At 36.1% G+C, this 17,695-nt stretch carries 20 protein-coding genes, 1 tRNA gene and 2 pseudogenes; 7 read left to right on the top strand and 16 right to left on the bottom strand.

The features are described 5' to 3' along the window. Positions 1-425 precede the first annotated feature (425 nt). Together NST46_RS13025 and NST46_RS13020 are read right to left on the bottom strand one after the other, a co-directional pair. Complete coding sequence (locus NST46_RS13025) at positions 426-1,700, bottom strand: IS110 family transposase (protein ID WP_341136998.1); 1,275 nt, start codon at positions 1,698-1,700, stop codon at positions 426-428. Positions 1,701-1,865: 165 nt separating this feature from the next. Further along, complete coding sequence (locus NST46_RS13020; RefSeq protein WP_158586271.1) at positions 1,866-2,009, bottom strand: hypothetical protein; 144 nt, start codon at positions 2,007-2,009, stop codon at positions 1,866-1,868. Positions 2,010-2,120: 111 nt separating this feature from the next. Between NST46_RS13020 and NST46_RS13015 the strand changes: the two genes are divergently transcribed. After that, positions 2,121-2,312, top strand: coding sequence for a hypothetical protein (locus tag NST46_RS13015; RefSeq protein WP_118889678.1), 192 nt, complete (start codon positions 2,121-2,123; stop codon positions 2,310-2,312). A 22-nt stretch (positions 2,313-2,334) separates the two neighbouring features. On the opposite strand, the gene NST46_RS13010 is transcribed toward NST46_RS13015, so the two are convergent. Then, positions 2,335-2,727 (bottom strand): hypothetical protein, encoded by a 393-nt coding sequence (locus NST46_RS13010; RefSeq protein WP_341137346.1) that lies wholly within the window; start codon positions 2,725-2,727, stop codon positions 2,335-2,337. A 417-nt stretch (positions 2,728-3,144) separates the two neighbouring features. Between NST46_RS13010 and NST46_RS13005 the strand changes: the two are divergent. Next, positions 3,145-3,435, top strand: a pseudogene (locus tag NST46_RS13005) (IS3 family transposase); the annotation flags it as partial. 41 nt (positions 3,436-3,476) lie between these two features. Here NST46_RS13005 and NST46_RS13000 read toward each other — a convergent pair. The 5 genes and pseudogenes from NST46_RS13000 to NST46_RS12980 form a co-directional block, all read right to left on the bottom strand. After that, positions 3,477-3,890: a hypothetical protein gene (locus tag NST46_RS13000; protein ID WP_095311235.1), complete on the bottom strand. Its 414-nt coding sequence runs from the start codon at positions 3,888-3,890 to the stop codon at positions 3,477-3,479. Positions 3,891-4,374: 484 nt separating this feature from the next. Next, a pseudogene (locus NST46_RS12995) lies at positions 4,375-4,919 on the bottom strand (transposase); the annotation flags it as partial. A gap of 138 nt (positions 4,920-5,057) precedes the next feature. Next, positions 5,058-5,567, bottom strand: a complete 510-nt coding sequence (locus NST46_RS12990) for a DUF3231 family protein (protein ID WP_095311229.1) — start codon at positions 5,565-5,567, stop codon at positions 5,058-5,060. A gap of 190 nt (positions 5,568-5,757) precedes the next feature. Continuing rightward, positions 5,758-5,922 carry a hypothetical protein gene (locus NST46_RS12985; protein ID WP_158586270.1) on the bottom strand — a complete coding sequence of 55 codons (165 nt, stop codon included), beginning with the start codon at positions 5,920-5,922 and terminating at the stop codon, positions 5,758-5,760. A 309-nt stretch (positions 5,923-6,231) separates the two neighbouring features. After that, positions 6,232-7,074, bottom strand: coding sequence for an N-acetylmuramoyl-L-alanine amidase (locus NST46_RS12980; RefSeq protein ID WP_095311225.1), 843 nt, complete (start codon positions 7,072-7,074; stop codon positions 6,232-6,234). Between the two features lie 193 nt (positions 7,075-7,267). Between NST46_RS12980 and NST46_RS12975 the strand changes: the two genes are divergently transcribed. The 3 genes from NST46_RS12975 to NST46_RS12965 all read left to right on the top strand — a co-directional run bounded on the left by NST46_RS12975 (position 7,268) and on the right by NST46_RS12965 (position 8,889). Further along, a complete protein-coding gene (locus NST46_RS12975; RefSeq protein WP_095311223.1) occupies positions 7,268-7,975 on the top strand; it encodes a hypothetical protein in 708 nt (235 codons plus the stop codon). Between the two features lie 99 nt (positions 7,976-8,074). After that, positions 8,075-8,536 carry a site-specific integrase gene (locus tag NST46_RS12970; protein ID WP_095311221.1) on the top strand — a complete coding sequence of 154 codons (462 nt, stop codon included), beginning with the start codon at positions 8,075-8,077 and terminating at the stop codon, positions 8,534-8,536. After that, positions 8,533-8,889, top strand: a complete 357-nt coding sequence (locus NST46_RS12965; protein ID WP_095311219.1) for a site-specific integrase — start codon at positions 8,533-8,535, stop codon at positions 8,887-8,889. The genes NST46_RS12970 and NST46_RS12965 overlap by 4 nt, the downstream gene beginning before the upstream one ends. Positions 8,890-9,008: 119 nt before the next feature. Here NST46_RS12965 and NST46_RS12960 read toward each other — a convergent pair. The 4 genes from NST46_RS12960 to NST46_RS12945 all read right to left on the bottom strand — a co-directional run bounded on the left by NST46_RS12960 (position 9,009) and on the right by NST46_RS12945 (position 12,246). Further along, a tRNA-Arg gene (locus NST46_RS12960) sits at positions 9,009-9,084 on the bottom strand. 154 nt (positions 9,085-9,238) lie between these two features. Next, positions 9,239-10,129 carry a glycine betaine ABC transporter substrate-binding protein gene (locus tag NST46_RS12955; RefSeq protein WP_095311217.1) on the bottom strand — a complete coding sequence of 297 codons (891 nt, stop codon included), beginning with the start codon at positions 10,127-10,129 and terminating at the stop codon, positions 9,239-9,241. Between the two features lie 70 nt (positions 10,130-10,199). After that, on the bottom strand, positions 10,200-11,057 hold the full coding sequence (locus NST46_RS12950) for an ABC transporter permease (RefSeq protein WP_095311215.1): 858 nt from the start codon (positions 11,055-11,057) through the stop codon (positions 10,200-10,202). Continuing rightward, positions 11,050-12,246: a quaternary amine ABC transporter ATP-binding protein gene (locus tag NST46_RS12945; protein WP_095311213.1), complete on the bottom strand. Its 1,197-nt coding sequence runs from the start codon at positions 12,244-12,246 to the stop codon at positions 11,050-11,052. Before NST46_RS12945 ends, NST46_RS12950 begins: the two co-directional genes overlap by 8 nt. A gap of 433 nt (positions 12,247-12,679) precedes the next feature. On the opposite strand from NST46_RS12945, the gene NST46_RS12940 reads away from it, so the two are divergent. Further along, positions 12,680-13,168, top strand: coding sequence for a GbsR/MarR family transcriptional regulator (locus tag NST46_RS12940; RefSeq protein WP_095311212.1), 489 nt, complete (start codon positions 12,680-12,682; stop codon positions 13,166-13,168). A 296-nt stretch (positions 13,169-13,464) separates the two neighbouring features. Continuing rightward, the gene (gene clpP / locus NST46_RS12935) at positions 13,465-14,055 is read left to right on the top strand and encodes an ATP-dependent Clp endopeptidase proteolytic subunit ClpP (RefSeq protein WP_095311210.1); all 591 of its coding nucleotides are present in this window, start codon (positions 13,465-13,467) and stop codon (positions 14,053-14,055) included. Between the two features lie 133 nt (positions 14,056-14,188). On the opposite strand, the gene NST46_RS12930 is transcribed toward clpP, so the two are convergent. The 4 genes from NST46_RS12930 to rapZ all read right to left on the bottom strand — a co-directional run bounded on the left by NST46_RS12930 (position 14,189) and on the right by rapZ (position 17,518). Then, the gene (locus NST46_RS12930) at positions 14,189-14,443 is read right to left on the bottom strand and encodes an HPr family phosphocarrier protein (protein WP_095311468.1); all 255 of its coding nucleotides are present in this window, start codon (positions 14,441-14,443) and stop codon (positions 14,189-14,191) included. A 194-nt stretch (positions 14,444-14,637) separates the two neighbouring features. Beyond that, the gene (gene whiA / locus NST46_RS12925) at positions 14,638-15,588 is read right to left on the bottom strand and encodes a DNA-binding protein WhiA (RefSeq protein WP_095311209.1); all 951 of its coding nucleotides are present in this window, start codon (positions 15,586-15,588) and stop codon (positions 14,638-14,640) included. Between the two features lie 93 nt (positions 15,589-15,681). Next, complete coding sequence (locus NST46_RS12920; RefSeq protein ID WP_095311207.1) at positions 15,682-16,635, bottom strand: gluconeogenesis factor YvcK family protein; 954 nt, start codon at positions 16,633-16,635, stop codon at positions 15,682-15,684. A gap of 1 nt (position 16,636) precedes the next feature. Further along, on the bottom strand, positions 16,637-17,518 hold the full coding sequence (rapZ, locus tag NST46_RS12915; RefSeq protein WP_118889674.1) for an RNase adapter RapZ: 882 nt from the start codon (positions 17,516-17,518) through the stop codon (positions 16,637-16,639). Positions 17,519-17,695 lie beyond the last annotated feature (177 nt).

Raw genomic sequence — 17,695 nt, 5'->3', positions numbered from 1 at the left:
CTATGAGATAAGTTTCAATTTTTCTTCTTCAACTCCCTCAGATAGATTCGATTTACTTGTAAATGCTCGCTTATTCGCAGGATTTCAAGCCACTTTTTAGTACAATAACGGATAAATGGAATGGGTGTTGATAATAAAGGCTTCATGAAGGCATACAGGAATAAAGGAGTCACGAACTCCAAATATTCTAAAAAGTATACTGCACGCATTCTCCACATCGCCCCTAGAGGCTGTCCCTCCCATGTCTCAACGGGTCTAATGCCCTCTCATTCCTTCGTTATGCCTATCCAAGGGGTGGAGGCCGGTTTTGCTAAACTAATGGGTCAGTGCCCTTTTGTTGAATACTTCCAGTACTCCGTGCTTTCTTTGAAATCCTACGAATAAGCCAACATTCACTGTACTATTAGTATTTCTTAAATGGTTAGTTATGCTGCTTCTACTGTTATGGGGTATACTTTTTCAGGGCAATATGGTTCATTACTTCGGGCAATACCTACTAAAATTCTTGCGAATTTGCCAATCAATTTCATGATAGATTTCATTTTTTTCATCTTTTTCACTTGGACATTGTATGCATGTAATTCTTTAAACTCAGGGTTGTTTGCGACGAGACTCATGGTTGCCAAGAATAAGTAACGTCTTAGCCGAGATCTTCCACGTTTAGAAATGACAATTTGTCCTTTCCACTTACCTGAACTAGCCTCTGCTAAATTTAAACCTGCATGTCTTAATAGAGAATTTCCATGTGCAAATTTACTTAAATCTCCAGCTTCACCTACGATGCCCCCGAGTGTAATTTCGGTAATCCCTTTAATACCAAGTATTTTATTGGCGAATGTAATCTTTTTAAGTGCATTCCTTGCTTCCTCATCAACCTTTTCAAGTTGGCTTGTTGCGAGGTCAAATTCTTCAAGTAATTGTTCTAGGTGGAGTTTATAGGCATCAAGAGATTGGGCAGTACCTACAGTTCTCTTGGCTAGTTGAATTAACTTTTGTGCTTTCTTTAACCCGGGTTGTCGTTTCATCAATGTTTTCCACCCAGCAATAATATCCTGGGCTTCCATCGAACGAAGTTCGATTGGTGTAGGGAATAAGCGAAGCGTTGCGATTGAACCTTTCCCTTTTACATCTTTAAACACTTCTCTCAGTTCAGGAAATACTACATCTACCCAACGGTTTATTTGGTTAATGGAACTGACAAGTCGTTTTACGATTACATCACGGTTGGACATTAGAACTCTTAGTGTTTCTAATGCCTCTGATGTTGGGCGAATAAATGAATAGTATCCGTTCTTCACCATGTCAGCGATGACGAGTGCATCTTTTTTATCACTCTTCGATTGTGTGTTATCCCGATTTTCTTTATTCTTTTTGACAAGGTGTGGATTGACGGTCACAACATCAATTTCATGATCATAGAGCCACTTAGATAGGTTTAACCAGTAATGACCGGTAGGTTCCATACCAACTATTTCCGTATGATATCCTTTTGAATCCTTTAATTCGTCCATCCATTCTCTAAATCTAGCAAAGCCTATTTCATCATTTTCAAAAGTGAGGGGGTCACCAATCACTATACCTCTATAATTTACAGCACGAGCTACATGGAATTGTTGTGCAATATCGACTCCAATGACTAGATGTTGATCTGATATTCTTTCTATCAGTTGATTTTGTTTATCTTGCATTTTATACTTCATATAGAGCTTCCTCCTAAGATTGATTTGCTTGTGTGTGTAAATTTATCTTATCGAGGAGCTCTATTTTTTTCAAACCTGAAATTTAACGTTCTACAGGAATGCTAAACTGACCCGTTACTTTATCAAGAGAAGCTAATCAAAATATTTATTTACTATGTAACCAAACTAACCTCTATCCAGTACATATTCTTTTACTAAATGAAAATACCTAACGTGGGCAACCGTATAAAAATCACTTATGATTACTGCCTCATTAAATTTAATGATTTGTTGACAACCTCCACAGTGAAGCTTACCAATTACAGTCATGCTATCCCTCCTGATTAATTTGATTCGACAAAAATATTAATTATCCTTTTTTAAAAATTAGCCCCCCTCTTTGCAACTCATTACGATTGTTACTGTGAGGAGTTTTTTAAAATGGAAAAAATAATGGAAGGTCATTTAGTTGGATTTTGGTCTGTGAATGATCTATGGAGAGATGATGATTATGATTTTACAGATGCTGGTATGAAGTTGCGGTTTAAGGATGAGTTAAGTGTTGCAGAGTGTGATCTGATTTGCGAAGAGAACTCTGGCCATGTTGTGGTTAAAAAGAAAAAGCCCTCGTAATGAGGGTTTCTGTAAAATTAGGTTACTTATTCTCTCTAATAACAGAAAGAAAATTGTCATTTACTAAGTATCGCAATATAGTCTTTCTCCTATGGAATGCTGAATCTATAAGTTGTATATGGGAATGTGCCATTACTTTAAAAAGCTCATCAATTAACTTAATGCTTTGTTGCAGCATTATATTCATCTTCGGCATTTTATTTTTTTCGCCGAAACAATCTTCGAAACTTTGAGCTAACGGCATTCTGGCAGTTATGTTACCATGTACAAAGTCACAAGCCTTTGAGTATTCACTTTCGATAACATTAAAATTAACGTTGGAAATATTTTTAGCATGAATAAACTGTTTTGTTAAAACAATTAACTCCTGTGTACTAATTGTGTTAGAAGAGTTATATCCATTAATAAATCTCAATGAATTTTCTATAATTGATCGAACATTTAAATAGTAGTAACGTATATTTTTGTTTATTAGGCATTCTATTAAATAAATGTAGTCTGATAAAAGGGCTTGAATTAAATAATTTGAAGTAGACTCCCTTAATAAATATTTTAAAAATACTATTCTTTAATAAAAAAGTTAATAGAGTTTTGTTCATTTTCACTAAGATTACTAAAGTATTTCCTATTAAAGCTTAATATTTCAGCTTTAACAGACTTTAACTCATTATATGTTGGGTCATTAATCATTTAGTATACCTTTTGTGGATAATCTGCTCATTTATATTATTTTCTACCATATCATTTCACCCTCTTCATCTCTTCATCTAACACTTTCGACGAAAAAGGACTATTTTCCTACTTTTTTTACAAAATAATATAAAATTCACCAATATTACCCATTTATCGTGGAAAAGAGTTTGATAATAAGATTATTTCAAAAGCACTTGAAACATTCGGCATCCAAAGATCACTGAGCATGAAAGGATGTCCTTATGATAACGCCGTGGCTGAAGCGATGTTTAAGGTGTTTAAAACAGAATTCGCTAACGGTGCTCATTTCTCTTCTCTTTAACAGCTCACACTTTAACTGGATGATTATGTTCACTGGTTTAACAACATACGAATTCACGGAACACTAGGCTATTTAACACCAGTGGAATTCAAGCAACAGACTTTATAATTTTTGTCCAGTTTAGTGTTGACATACCAGTTAAGTAAAAGCTAACGCTTGGGATGAGTACTCCTCTCACTCCTTTCATAATGTGTATCAAGTCCTTTTAATACATCCCATCTTCTGTCCATTCTTTCGTATGGGCCTGCTTTATCTCCATTTAAACATCTATCCATTACATCACTGGTCATCTGTTTTAGTTGCTCTGGCGTATATTCACTTACCTCATTCTTATCTCTGCTTTTAACAATGTATTTAGTTTCATCCAGCTGTCTGATATCAATATGGTGTACAGCGTACATATCTCTCTTCAAATTATTAAAATCCTCATACAACCTATCGATAACCGCGTCAGTTACATCTAAATAAACCATTCCCATTTTGAAATCATTAAACAGCTTTTGGTCGTACTTAAAAACTTTAATTGCTAATGACGTAGCAATAAATTGATTCACAGTATCCAAAATAATCACCTCAACATAAGATTATTAATCAAATTCTAAATGAATTTTAATAGTTTATCAATAAAAGCCGAATATTTGTTCTGATTTTGTGTTAAAATAAAAATAATCATTTTTTATAGAGGTGTTAATATGATAAATAATCGCGGAACTAAACAATGGACAGCCTCATGATGCCTTAACATATCGAGATGCTAAAACAGGTACAAAAGGAACTTGAATATAAAGAAAAACCTATCCTTGATGACAGAAAATTGAAGAGAATGCAATGAAACTGCAACTGGCTATACATGGTAATTTGACTGTAGAGGTTAAATATTTTAAGGGTCATGATTTTCATGAGGTAAGAAGGAAGTTATTGAGTGTAAATAATGATAGATTGATGTTTGATAATGAGGATCGTACGAGGGTTAGGTTTAGCGAGTGATGATGTGTTTGTAGAATAGTTTTAAAAGAACTTGGACTCGTATCGAACTATACAGTAGTTCATTAAACGACCAATCCGACGACGCGATACGTGTTTTGCCTTTGGTAATTTACTCAGTTCTTTCTTGATTTTTCGCGTGCCATAATTGCTTCGGCTTTCATTGAAAATCCTGGCAATCTCTTTGGAAATCTCTTTATCTTCCGTTTTAAGCACATGTTTGCCATACAAATTGGCATGATAGTAATACGTACTTTTTGGAATATGGAGGACGTCACACATTGCTGATACTGAATATTTGTGAGCATTATTTCGGATCACATCTATTTTCGTCCCATGATCAGCGCTGCTTGCTTTAAAATATCATTCTCCATCATTAAACGTTGATTTTCCTTACGCAGTCGAGCCAGTTCATTTTCCTCTTCAGAACGGTTATCTTTGGCGGCGAATGAACCTGTTTCCTTATGATTTTTAATCCAACGATCTAAAGCAGAAGGCGTAATATCATATTCCCTAGCAATGTCTGCACGAGATTTGCCATTTTCATAAAGCTTCACTAATTGCAGTTTAAATTCGGGTGTAAAAGTTCGACGTTGACGTGTCATAATAGATGCTCCCTTTAATTAATAGTCTAAGTTTACAAGCCCTTATTTTATCTGTCCAATTTAGTGTAGCCTATCCACTGAAGAATATTTTTATTCCAAAATTAAAGGACCTGTTCAAACCAACAAGTCCTTTAATTATAATTAGTTTTCCTTTGAAGAATAATGTAGAGGTGGAGGGATGAGCCAACCCTTTTCTTTAGTCAACTTTAATAATTTACCTCCAAATGCAACTTTACTCATATGAAATTGTCCAAACATCATTGCAATATCCTCACGAATAGATTGCCCTATTATTTGACTACAAGTAACTAAACTCGATGCTGTTATTGCAGATACTGAGGCTGCTACATCTGCATCCTGAAATCGTGCACCCGTAGGAATATCATTAAGCTCTACATGCGGTGGCTCAGGAGCTGCAGGTGGTAGAGCAACACCGTTTTGTTTTAATACTTCTTCAACTTGTTTTACCTCTTGTTGACATCCTTCTACAGACTCTTTAATTAACTTCTTTAAATCCTCATCTCCTACATGGTTTAAAAAAATTCGCTGGTCAAGTATCATTTTATTACCTGCTAAAACAAAGTTCCATAAACTAAATACTTCTCCGTAATGCATTGGCTCGTCTTGTGGATTTCCACTTAATATGCCCATTGATATCCTCCTTAGTAAATTCACTTATGTGCCACCTTTCTTTTACGCACACTAATTCTGTTGTATTATGTGTAATTTTTACAAAATAATACTGAATAAGGAGACTATAGCAAACGCCGCATGAAGAAAAACATAGTATAAATTAAATTTTACAGTAAATAATACTTAACGCGAAGGCTTTAAAGCCGTCCTAACCCTTAAATGCCCCCACAATCGTGAGGGCTTTTTTCTTATAAAAGTTCTTATTAGTAATATCTGTTACAACAATGACAGAATTTCTTCTTACAATTATTAAAGTGGTGGTGGCAATGACACCAATCATCGTGCTTCTTTTTACATGGATCAAAACAGTCATGCTTCTTTTTACATGGATCAAAAAAGTCATGCTTCTCTTTACATGGATCAAAAAAGTCATGCTTCTCTTTACATGGATCAAAACAGTCATGCTTCTTTTTACATGGATCAAAACAGACATACTTCTTTTTACATGGATCAAAACAGACATACTTCTTTTTACATGGATCAAAAAAGCTCATAACTTCCACCTCCTTCATTATAAATTATGCAACTAAGAATTAAAGGGGGTGGACAAAGTTAATAGTAGAAAACACATTTTTACAATTACAAGAAATACTATTTTTTGTTAGAAAAATAATAGACTAATTTACTTAACTCTTAGTCTCTGACCTGGCTGGATTACGTCACTAGTCAGCCCATTCAAACTCTTTATGGCATTAACAGTAGTATTATACTGCTGTGCAATACCCCACAACGTCTCACCAGACTTCACAGTATGGTAAACTGCTCCGCCACCACTGACAATTAAAACTTGTCCAGGGTAAATATCGTCACCAGTTAATCCATTTAGATTTTTAAGCTGCTGCACAGTTAATCCATATGCTTGAGCAATGCTCCATAGCGTGTCACCAGATTTAACGGTGTACGTATTGCCTCCACCGCCAGATTTTCGACTTAGACCTAGTGCTTGCGCTATACCATTCGCGTGTCCTAAAGCAATGCGATCTAAATATGCATTAGATTTAAGTTTATTTGCGTCGGCCACAGTATCAATAAATCCATTTTCCGTTAGTACGGCTGGCATGTTCGATTCACGTAAAACATGGAAGTTAGCACGTTTTTTACCGCGATTTCTAAAATCGACTTGCTTCATAATTTCAGCGTGTAATTTATCACGATATGTCACTGTATTACTGGATACACTACCATTATAAATAAAGTCCTCGTATCCAGTACCGCCCCCAGCGTTAATATGAATTGATACGAAATAGTCAGCACCCCAACTGTTAGCACCGTTAGTACGTTGGGCGAGGCTTCTGGTGACATCAGTAGTACGACTCATACGAATTGTATGACCTTCAAAATCTCTATTAAGAATGTCCCGAGTTTTCAATGCAAGAGTTAATGTTACGTTTTTCTCTTGCAACCCATTACCAATTGCACCTGGATCTGTTCCACCATGACCTGGATCTAAATAAATTTTTGACATAATAAATTCCTCCTAATATTTTTGTATTAAAAAAGTGGCTTGCTCAGACCGTTTAACATTGCACGAGATTGCTGAAACATACTGTATACCTAAAGAAGTCAGTCATTTAAAAAAATTTTAATATCACTATGGGTAAAATGATTCAAGAACTGACATTCGTTTATATATTAAAGAAAGGTGATGAAGAATTAAATTGAAAAAATATCTATTTTTTGCATTTATAACTTTAATATTATTCTTGGCAGCATGTAATGAAAGTGATACCCCAACTGTTGAAGAAACAGAAGGTAATAGAAGTTCAGCTGAAAAACAAGCCGAATGGAAGGAAGAACAAGACAGCGAACAGGAACCACAAGAAATAGAGGATGGCTTCTGGGAATTTGAAACTAATGTCGGTAAATTTTATATGCTTGGTATGTACCTGAATGATGAGATTAATGAAGAAACCGGTATGTACGAAGTAGACTTCGACGGTTTTAGGGTTGATCTTGCTATTGCACTAGTAGATATCGATGTGAATGAAGAATATCAATATATGTATGATGAGCAAGAAAGCATCCGAGCCATTCAGATAACAACAGATGTTGAGAATACTAATGACTTCGATGTTAGTTACAACGGTAATATAATAGTGATTACTAGTGATGGTGAACAATTAAATAGTGATTCCGGTATCCTATCCGAAAATCCAGTTGTTCAAAAGTATTACGGAAAAGTAAAAGAGACAGGAGCGTTCACCATCGTAATGGAGGAAGACGAGTCTGTACCTGAAAGCATCGAATTAATTATGGACGGACCTTATAAGGTAGAAGACGGCGCTGTTGATCCTATTAATGGAGCAATGGGAGAAGAACAACGTTTAGAATTTGAATTTATATCTAAAGAAGGACTGGAAGAATAAAACTTAAAATTGATGGTGTACAAACTTATGTACACCATCTCTTACAAAATAAAACAGAACAGAACATACATTCCATAAAGCCATCATGTGGAATCATTTATGGATGAAATTAACGACAAGAAACTTTCGCAACGAAGCAAGAAGCATATCTATAGGATATTATCTAGCGCCCTTTCAAAAGGAAAGCGATACGGTATTAAAGAAGATATTATGGAGGACATTGAAGCACCAAAAGTCGGTAAGCAAGAAATTGAATATTGGACAAATCATGAAGTTGAATTATTTATGCAGAATTTAAATAGTAAGAATCACGCATTACCCATACTCTTATCATTAGCAACAGGTATGCGCCGTGGTGAGGTTCTTGGTCTAAGATGGTCTAAAATCGACTTTGATAATAAAGTAATATCTGTAACCCATCAGTTGAAAAAGGATAATGAAGGAATTTGGGAACTATCACCCCAATTAAAAACATCATCTAGCTACCGCACAATGGACATTGATGACGAGACAATAAAGATACTCGAAACCATAAACGACAACAGGATAAAGATAAATTGAAATGTGGTCCAGATTATGAGGAAATGGACTTGGTATGTGCTACGTCAACCGGAGGTTTTATTAAACCAACATATCTTAGGACTGTTTTTAATCGTATCATCGAAAGAAGTAAAATTAAAAAAATTAGCTTTCACGGATTAAGACACACGCATGCTACCCTTTTATTGCAAGCTGGGGTGCATCCAAAAGTAGTGCAGGAAAGATTAGGACACAGATCCATACAGACAACATTGGATATTTATTCACATATCATTCCTGGCATACAAGAAATTGCAGCAACAAGTATCCAACGATCACTTTATGGAAAGAAAGAAAAGAAACCAGAAAATGTTGTTTCAATGACTAAAAAATAGAGATGAAAATATATTTCGAGACTCGAAGGTTTGCAATTGGTTTGCAAAAGGTATTTTTAAAAGAAAAAAGACAAGGGAAGAATATCACTCTAACCCTTGTCATCATTGACTTTACCAAGCGCGCCCAGAGGGATTCGAACCCCCGACAAACCTGGTACCGGAAACCAGTGCTCTATCCAACTGAGCTATGGGCGCATAGATTTTATAAATTTAACACATATTCTATTATAACCGGATTTTGATAGGGAAACAAGCCTTTTTTACAAATGATTGCTTACAAAGATACTTTCTATCTTGATTAAATAGAAAGCAAGTTATCGAAAATCGATAACTTGCTTTCAGGATAACCTTATTCTAACCCTTTAGTCCATTCAGCTACTTTATCTGGATTTGCTTCCACCCATTCAGCTGCTGCATCTTCTGGACTTGTACCTTCCTGAATTGCTACCATTACTTCTTCCATATCTTCTAATTCCCAGTAGAAATTATCGAGAACTTGATAGGCTTCCGGAAGATCTTCTTCTAACCCTTCACGTACCATTGTTTTCAAAACTTCCGCTTCTCCAAATGTACCTTCAGGGTCTTCTAAATATTTTAAATCATACGTTTGGAATTTCCAGTGCGGGGACCAGCCCGTAACAATAATCTCTTCTTCATTATTGTAAGCCTCACCTAAAGCCGTTGCCATTGCACCACCAGAAGAAGTTTGGACTTCCCAGCCATCAAGATTATCATAGTCTTCTACTGCTTGCTCTGCAGCAGCAACAACTCCAGCACCAGCATCGATACCTGTAATTGTCATACCTGCTTCATCTGTTAAATCTGCAATGGAATCAACATCCATATAAGATGGCACAACTAAACCAATTGCCGCTCCTTCAAGGTTTTCACCAAGATCAACAACTTGGTCGCCATACGTCTCAAATTGAGCAGAATGAGTACCTGGCATCCATGCTGAAACCATTCCATCTGCTTCACCGCTTGCAACAGCTTCCCACATTACTGCATTATCAAGTGGGGTTAAGCTAACGTCATATCCTAAATCCTCTAACACTTTACCAACAACATGCGTAGAAGCTATTTCTGTATCCCACTCTACGTATGCTAACTCAATCGCGTCCCCATCAACAATAGCATCCTCCGAACCATTACCAGACTCATCAGATCCACCACATGCAGCAAGTAACGCTAATAAAAGTACAGCAACTAGACTTAATAATTTCTTGTTACGTTTTAACATCGCTATTGATCTCCCCTTTTTTAAAATTTATATATGGAAACTTTTCACATTGAAAAGATGCCAACATGTATTAATCTTTTTTCTTATTCATATTTTGTGTAATTCGATCAATAATAATCGCTAAAATTACAATACCGATACCAGCAACAAATCCCGGTCCGACTTGCGCACGTTGTAAGGAGGAAAGAACCTCTCTTCCTAATCCTGGTGCTCCAATCATCGATGCAATAACAACCATCGATAAAGCAAGCATAACAGTCTGGTTAATCCCTGCCATAATTGTCGCTTTTGCCATAGGCAGTTCCACTTTAAACAATTTTTGCGCTCCAGTACTGCCAAATGCATCCGCAGCTTCCACTAAATCTTTCGAAACTTGACGAATACCTAGGTTTGTAAATCTCACCGTAGGAGGAGTTGCAAATATTAAAGATGCAAACACACCTGGTACCATTCCAATACCGAAAAATGCAACGGCTGGAATTAAATAAACAAATGCTGGCATAGTTTGCATGAAATCTAATATCGGTGTAAAAATTGCATTTGCCGTTTTACTTTTTGACATAAGAATACCGATTGGGACACCGATAATAACAGATAAAATACTAGCCAATAACACAAGTGTCACAGTGTTCATCAGGTTATCCCAATGTCCTTGATTATAAATCAACCAAAGACCAACAATAGAGAAGACAGCTAACCCAAACTTCTTACCAGAAATAAAGAATGCTAGAATAGCAATTACGATAATAAATATTATCGGCGGAATATTCATTAGCACGTCTTCTGACATGAATTCCATAAAGGTTCCAAAATGTTCCTTGATTGGATTAAATAAAAATGAAAATTTATCCGTTATAAAGTCCGTTACGGCAGTTGCTGCATCTGATAACGGTATTTCTGGTATAAAATCTAATGCATTATTAAGCATTTAAGTTCACCTCACTATCGCTTGCTAGTGCGGCTATTACAGCTCCGCGCACAATGATTCCTTCTAACTTCTCATCTTTCATGACTGCTACTGGTGTTTGAGAGTCATAAATGATATTGAAGATATCCTGCATCGCTGTGTCACGATTTACTTTCGGTATATCTGTTCGAATTATTTCTTTTAAATCCTTAATATCTTTTTTGCGGGCTTCTGAAGCATCTTCAGCTGTAACATAACCTTTTAAATTCCGTTTGCTGTCGATGACTAAAATACTTGATATTCCTTCTTCACGCATCCGCTCTAGTGCAACTCTAGGACCATGCTTTTCAATATTTACTGTTTCAGGACGCTTCATAATATGCTGTGCAGTCAAGATTTTAGAGATATCTACGTCTTCAACGAATTTTTCAACATAATCGTTAGCAGGGCTTACTAGTATTTCTTCAGGTGTACCAATCTGAACGATAACACCATCCTTCATTAAAGCAATCCGATCGCCAAGACGAAGCGCTTCATCTAGATCATGGGTAATAAAAATAATTGTCTTTTGCATCGTAGACTGTAAATCTATCAATTCATCCTGCATTTCTTTACGAATAAGTGGATCCAATGCAGAGAATGCTTCATCCATTAACAATACCTTCGGATCGTTAGCAAGTGCCCTTGCAAGACCAACCCGCTGCTGCATTCCGCCTGATAATTGACTAGGCTTTTGATGGATATAGTCTCCCAATCCAACCAATTCCAAAGCTTTTTTTGCTCTTTCTTCCCTTTCTTCTTTCGGCACATTTTGAATTTCAAGCCCATACTCCGTATTTTTCAAAATGGTTCGATGCGGAAATAGAGCAAACTGTTGGAAAACCATACTTAGCTTCTCTCTACGAACCCGGCGTAACGAAGACTTATCCATTTTCGATAAGTCTTCTCCATCAATTAATATATTACCTTCAGTAGGTTCAATTAATCGGTTAAGCAAGCGAACTAAAGTAGATTTACCACTTCCGGATAATCCCATAATGACAAAAATTTCACCGGCTTCAACAGAAAACGAAGCCCGGTTTACCCCAACGGTACTTCCTGTTTCCTTTAAAATCTCTTCCTTTGTTAAACCTTCATCCAATAATTTTAATGCCTGTTTTTTGTTTTTACCAAAAACCTTCGATAAGTTTTTCGCCTCAATTACTGGCATGCCTCTCACCTCTCTTTTAGTCTTGCAGTGTGTACGAATGACATATGTTAATAGTCTTACTACTTTTCTACCAGACATAAGCCATTAGAAAATTGGCTAGACGCCAAAGCTTTCACTACGTAAAGTGTGCAATATCTTATTGAATTTCTAAAACATTATTTGTAATTCAAAAGAAAAATTTCTCAAAAAAGCAAAGCCACTTATACCCGAACAGCAATTAGTCACTTTACAACTATAAACCTTTCCGATTTTAACTACAAACTTTAAATTCGGTTGTTTTTGTATGTTTTATACGTACAGTTTAAATTGCACGAACTTCACCTCTGTTATTCGCTTATTTCCGTTTATTTGCTCCAAAATACTGCTTAACAACATATTTTTAATACCTACCATTTTGATGTATGCTTTTATTGGGACAGTATAGGAGGATGCTATGGGCAAGCTTCAAACGAACGATATAATAGTGAATATCATGATTGAATTCTCAAAGACAATTGAATTGTTTGGACTAACAACTGTAGAAGCACGATTGTTTGCATATCTTTATTTATCAGAAGAGGATCTAACATTAGATGAGATGGCAGACGCATTAGGAAAAAGCAAAACATCTATTAGCACGAACATTCGAAGTCTGGCTGAATTAAACCTTGTTACACGCGTGTGGAAAAAAGGGGTAAGAAAAGATTTATATCAAGCAAATTCCCAACTTTTTAAAACATTTATGACTTCCTTTCAGAGGAAATGGATTGACATAGCACGTCGTCAAAAAATCTCCTTAGAGGAAATAAACAACCACTATAAAGATAAAAGCAGCAACGAGTTAACTTTAGAAGAGCAAACAATCCTAACAGCGCGATTGAATGAAATCATCATCTTTCATGCGCAGATCGAAACACTTTTTAAGAACATGAAACCAAATTAAGCAGCTGCAATTCCATTAGTTAGCTAGTTGTTATCCGTGATATAATAAGAGCCAAGTAAGAAATGAAGGTATAATTACTTACTTGGCTCTTATTCATATAGTCTTCCGCACATTGATGCTTAACTCAAGAAAAAGGTTTATAATGCAAAAATAAGGGAATCATGGAGTATAGATTTTTTAACAAATATATTTCTTTTTGTTTGACCTTTATTGACCATTAAGCTATTATGAAATTATATCCATAAAATGTACAATCAAATGGGTGTACGAAGTTACAGACTAAAGGAGGATTTACAATGAATTTAGTACCTACAGTTATTGAACAAACCAACCGTGGAGAGCGCGCATATGATATTTACTCACGTTTACTTAAAGACCGCATTATTTTACTAGGCAGTGGAATCGATGACAATGTGGCCAACTCAATCGTAGCCCAATTGCTTTTCCTAGAAGCTGAAGATCCAGACAAAGATATTTCATTATACATCAACTCACCGGGTGGATCCATTACAGCTGGAATGGCTATTTACGATACAATGAATTTCATCAAGCCAGATGTATCTACAATTTGTATCGGTATGGCGGCATCAATGGGTGCATTCTTACTTACCGCCGGTGAAAAAGGAAAACGCTATGCATTACCAAATAGTGAAATTATGATTCACCAACCTTTAGGTGGAACTCAAGGGCAAGCAACAGATATTGAAATTCATGCGAAGCGTATTATTGAAATTAAGCGCAGAATGAACGAAATTATGGCTGAAAAAACTGGTCAACCACTAGAAGTTATCGAACGTGATACAGAACGTGATAACTTTATGACTGCACAGGCATCCGTAGAATATGGTTTGATTGATAAAATTTTAGAGCGTAAAGAAGAAAAATAAACCCATCAATAACTCGAGCCTGCAGGAACATTATAATGTTCCTGCAGGCTCTTTACATAGCTTTTATAAAAACGTTATATCAAAAAACGTAATTTTAGACAGAGATGCATCACCTAATGAGTCAAATTTCCTCTTAAGGCTTTGCAACAAACGAAACAAGGTGATCAACGGCCATCTCTTCATCAGCCCCATCACCAATTAATACAATATCTTCACCCTTTGTAATCGCGAGACTCATCAACCCCATAATACTTTTGGCATTTACTTTCTTACCATCTTTCTCCAGAAATATATTTGCAGAATAGCGATTCGCTTCCTGTACAAATTGCGCTGCAGGTCTAGCCTGTAACCCTGTCTCTAATTCAACCTTAACCGACCTTTCAATCAAATCATCCATCCTCCTCATTTTTAGAAAACGCTATCATCTACATACACTACTGAAATTCTCTTTGATTTAGAAGCAGATAGGAAGGCTTTTATCTTTTCTATCTGCCTCTAAAGATTTTACTTTAATTAAACGGTAATCCTTTGAATTATCAGTATTATAACATGAATAGCAAAACGAATGTAGTAATTTACTTACTAATTCTTTAACATCGTTTCCCCACGCCGTATTTTGTCTGCGAAATCATCAATTTTTTTCAACCGGTGATTCACTCCAGATTTGGAGATTTTACCACTTGTTACCAATTCCCCTAACTCCTTTAAGGAAACATCCTCATGCTGTACACGAAGCTTTGCAATTTCCTGCAATTTTTCAGGCAGTTGATCTAAACCAACTGTTTTCTCAATTAGTTTTATATTTTCAATCTGCCTAAATGCTGCTCCTATGGTTTTATTTAAGTTTGCTGTTTCACAATTCACTAATCGATTGACAGAGTTCCGCATATCTCTTACGATTCGGACATCCTCAAATTTAAAAAGTGCATTATGCGCTCCAATGATGCTTAAAAACTCCGTTATTTTCTCAGCTTCCTTAATATATACGATATATCCATTCTTTCTTTCTAATGTGCGAGCACGTAAATCAAAAGCATTCAATAATTCACATAATGCATCATTATGCTCTTGATAGAAGTTAGAGATTTCAAGATGATAGGATGAGGTTTCTGGATTGTTAATCGAGCCACCTGCAAGAAATGCACCACGCAAATAAGATCTTCGACAGCATTCGCTTTCCAAATATTTCTTTGAAATTGTACGTACGACCTTATAAGGTTCATGGATAATATCTAAGTCTTCCAAAAAAGGTTCGACATCATTTTTCATTCGTACGATGTATACATTATTTTTTTTCAATTTCATTTTTTTACGAACCAGCAGTTCAACTGGCAGTGAGTAATTCTGCTTAATTAAAGTATATATTCTCCTTGCAATAGCTGCATTCTCTGTTTGTACATCAAGTGAATAACCATACCTTGATAATGAAACCGCTCCATTCATTCGAATTAAAGCCGCTAGCTCTGCAACTTGGCAACATTCTTCAACTTCTATCGTTGTCAATTCCTTTTTAATTTCCGAAGCAAAGGACATGATAGCCCCCCTTACCATTCCTCATATATATGAGTTATTCTTTTTGTAGTGGTGTTGTTCAAAAAGCACGGTTCTCCTTTTTTGAACAAGTACTTATAAGATTGAATATAATAGCTTTGCAATTTTCGTATTATCATGCCTCACAGTAGCTTGTGAATGATCAATGATATCTCCTTCAATAATTTCAAGTCCCATATCGATCAATCGTTCCGTGTCATAAATAACTGGTACTGCATTTTCTTCTGCATAAACTGCCTGAATCGACTTTTCAATTGGTTCATTATGTACGACTATTGCATCAATACACCCTTCTCCAATATGATCGGTAATTGCTCGCACATGATCAGAAGCAGCATATCCAGTTGTTTCACCGAATTGAGTCATGACATTACAAACATATACAACTTTTGCTTTCGTAGTCTTGAGAGATTCTTTTACCTGGGGAATGATCAAGTTAGGCATAATACTTGTATATAGACTCCCTGGTGAGATGACGACTAAATCCGCCGCGTCAATCGCTCTAACTGCATTCGGGAGTGGCTTAATTGGTTGTGGGCTTAAAAAAACACGTTTGATTCGTTTATTCAAAAGCGGAATATTTGATTCCCCAGAGACTATTGTTCCATCCACCATTTCTGCATGTAATGACATGTTGTCATTAGATATTGGATAAATCTTTCCTTTCACATTTAAAACGCGTGATATTTCTTTTATCCCTGTATTAAAATTACCTGTCACAGATGTCATTGCTGCAAGCAGAAGATTGCCTAATGAATGACCAGACAGACCATTCCCCTCTGCGAATCGATGTTGAAATAGTTCGAGAAGCATTGGTTCTGCGTCTGATAATGCGGCAATTACATTTCGAATATCACCTGGTGCTGGCATTGCCATTTCATTTCTTAACCGGCCACTACTGCCCCCATCATCAGCAACTGTTACGAGTGCAGTAAGCTCTATTGGCAAATCTTTTAGTCCTCTTAACAATACTGGCATGCCTGTTCCACCACCAATAGCAACAACTCGAGGGAATTTTTGATTATTCATTTTAATGTCCCTTTCTTTTATCAATATCCCGGTGGCTGACATGCGTAATATAGCCGGTTGAGAGCTCTTTTGCAAAAAACTCAGCTAATGCTACAGAACGATGCTGCCCTCCAGTACAACCAATTGCTACAACAAGCTGGGATTTCCCCTCTTTTTTGTATTGCGGAAGCATGAATTTTAACAGGTCTAGTACTTTATCATTAAATTTCTGTGTGTCCGACCATTTGAACACATATGAAGCTACATCTTGGTTCAATCCTGTTAGTGGTTGCAGGTTAGCAACATAATGAGGATTTGGTAAAAACCGTACATCAAACACTAAGTCCGCATCAATTGGAAGACCATACTTAAACCCAAAAGATAGGAAATGAACAGAAAAAATTTCTTGCTTTTCTTCCGAGTAGACTTTTAGAATTTTCTCACGAAGATTTCTTGGCTTTAAATTCGTTGTATCTATAATCCGCTGTGCCCGGCCCCGAAGCTCATCCAAAATTTCACGTTCTTTTGTTATACCATTTAACGGAAGTCCTCCTGTGGCTAGTGGGTGTGATCGTCTCGTTTCCTTATATCGTGAAACAAGCGCTTCATCCTTTGCATCCAAAAATAGGATATGCTCATTTAGCCATTCCTCTTGTCCAAGAACATCTAATGCTTCAAATAACGAATCGAAAAATTCACGGCCTCTTAAATCCATTACTAATGCTACTTTACGAATATTGTTCGTGGAATCCTTCATGAGATCTAAAAACTTAGGCAACAATGCTGGTGGAAGGTTATCTACACAATAGTATCCTAAGTCTTCAAAACTTTGTATTGCTACTGTTTTACCAGCTCCAGACATACCTGTAATAATAACCATGTTTGTTTCCTGGTCGATATTCATTAAGTATCTCTCCTTCTTATACATAAAAGGATGTTTGGGTCTGCTAATTCCTTTTGTATTCCATCTATAACTAAGATATGCTGAGGCCAATATCTTACATTCATGATTAACTAACTATTATTTAAGTACTTACTTTCATTATACTATGAACGAAACCTTTCCAACAAGGATAGAAAA

This window comes from Oceanobacillus sp. FSL W7-1309 (genome assembly GCF_038002145.1).
GTDB lineage: Bacteria > Bacillota > Bacilli > Bacillales > Amphibacillaceae > Oceanobacillus > Oceanobacillus profundus.
This window is presented reverse-complemented; position numbering and strand designations above follow the sequence as displayed.

Excerpts from the sequence above, each read along its gene's own strand:
- NST46_RS13025 (WP_341136998.1), bottom strand. The coding sequence starts at position 1,700 with ATGAAGTATAAAATGCAAGATAAACAAAATCAACTGATAGAAAGAATA.
- NST46_RS13020 (WP_158586271.1), bottom strand. The coding sequence starts at position 2,009 with ATGACTGTAATTGGTAAGCTTCACTGTGGAGGTTGTCAACAAATCATT.
- NST46_RS13015 (WP_118889678.1), top strand. The coding sequence starts at position 2,121 with ATGGAAAAAATAATGGAAGGTCATTTAGTTGGATTTTGGTCTGTGAAT.
- NST46_RS12990 (WP_095311229.1), bottom strand. The coding sequence starts at position 5,567 with ATGGGCATATTAAGTGGAAATCCACAAGACGAGCCAATGCATTACGGA.
- NST46_RS12985 (WP_158586270.1), bottom strand. The coding sequence starts at position 5,922 with ATGACTGTTTTGATCCATGTAAAAAGAAGCACGATGATTGGTGTCATT.
- NST46_RS12980 (WP_095311225.1), bottom strand. The coding sequence starts at position 7,074 with ATGTCAAAAATTTATTTAGATCCAGGTCATGGTGGAACAGATCCAGGT.
- NST46_RS12970 (WP_095311221.1), top strand. The coding sequence starts at position 8,075 with ATGGATGAAATTAACGACAAGAAACTTTCGCAACGAAGCAAGAAGCAT.
- NST46_RS12955 (WP_095311217.1), bottom strand. The coding sequence starts at position 10,129 with ATGTTAAAACGTAACAAGAAATTATTAAGTCTAGTTGCTGTACTTTTA.
- NST46_RS12950 (WP_095311215.1), bottom strand. The coding sequence starts at position 11,057 with ATGCTTAATAATGCATTAGATTTTATACCAGAAATACCGTTATCAGAT.
- NST46_RS12945 (WP_095311213.1), bottom strand. The coding sequence starts at position 12,246 with ATGCCAGTAATTGAGGCGAAAAACTTATCGAAGGTTTTTGGTAAAAAC.
- NST46_RS12940 (WP_095311212.1), top strand. The coding sequence starts at position 12,680 with ATGGGCAAGCTTCAAACGAACGATATAATAGTGAATATCATGATTGAA.
- clpP (WP_095311210.1), top strand. The coding sequence starts at position 13,465 with ATGAATTTAGTACCTACAGTTATTGAACAAACCAACCGTGGAGAGCGC.
- whiA (WP_095311209.1), bottom strand. The coding sequence starts at position 15,588 with ATGTCCTTTGCTTCGGAAATTAAAAAGGAATTGACAACGATAGAAGTT.
- NST46_RS12920 (WP_095311207.1), bottom strand. The coding sequence starts at position 16,635 with ATGAATAATCAAAAATTCCCTCGAGTTGTTGCTATTGGTGGTGGAACA.
- rapZ (WP_118889674.1), bottom strand. The coding sequence starts at position 17,518 with ATGAATATCGACCAGGAAACAAACATGGTTATTATTACAGGTATGTCT.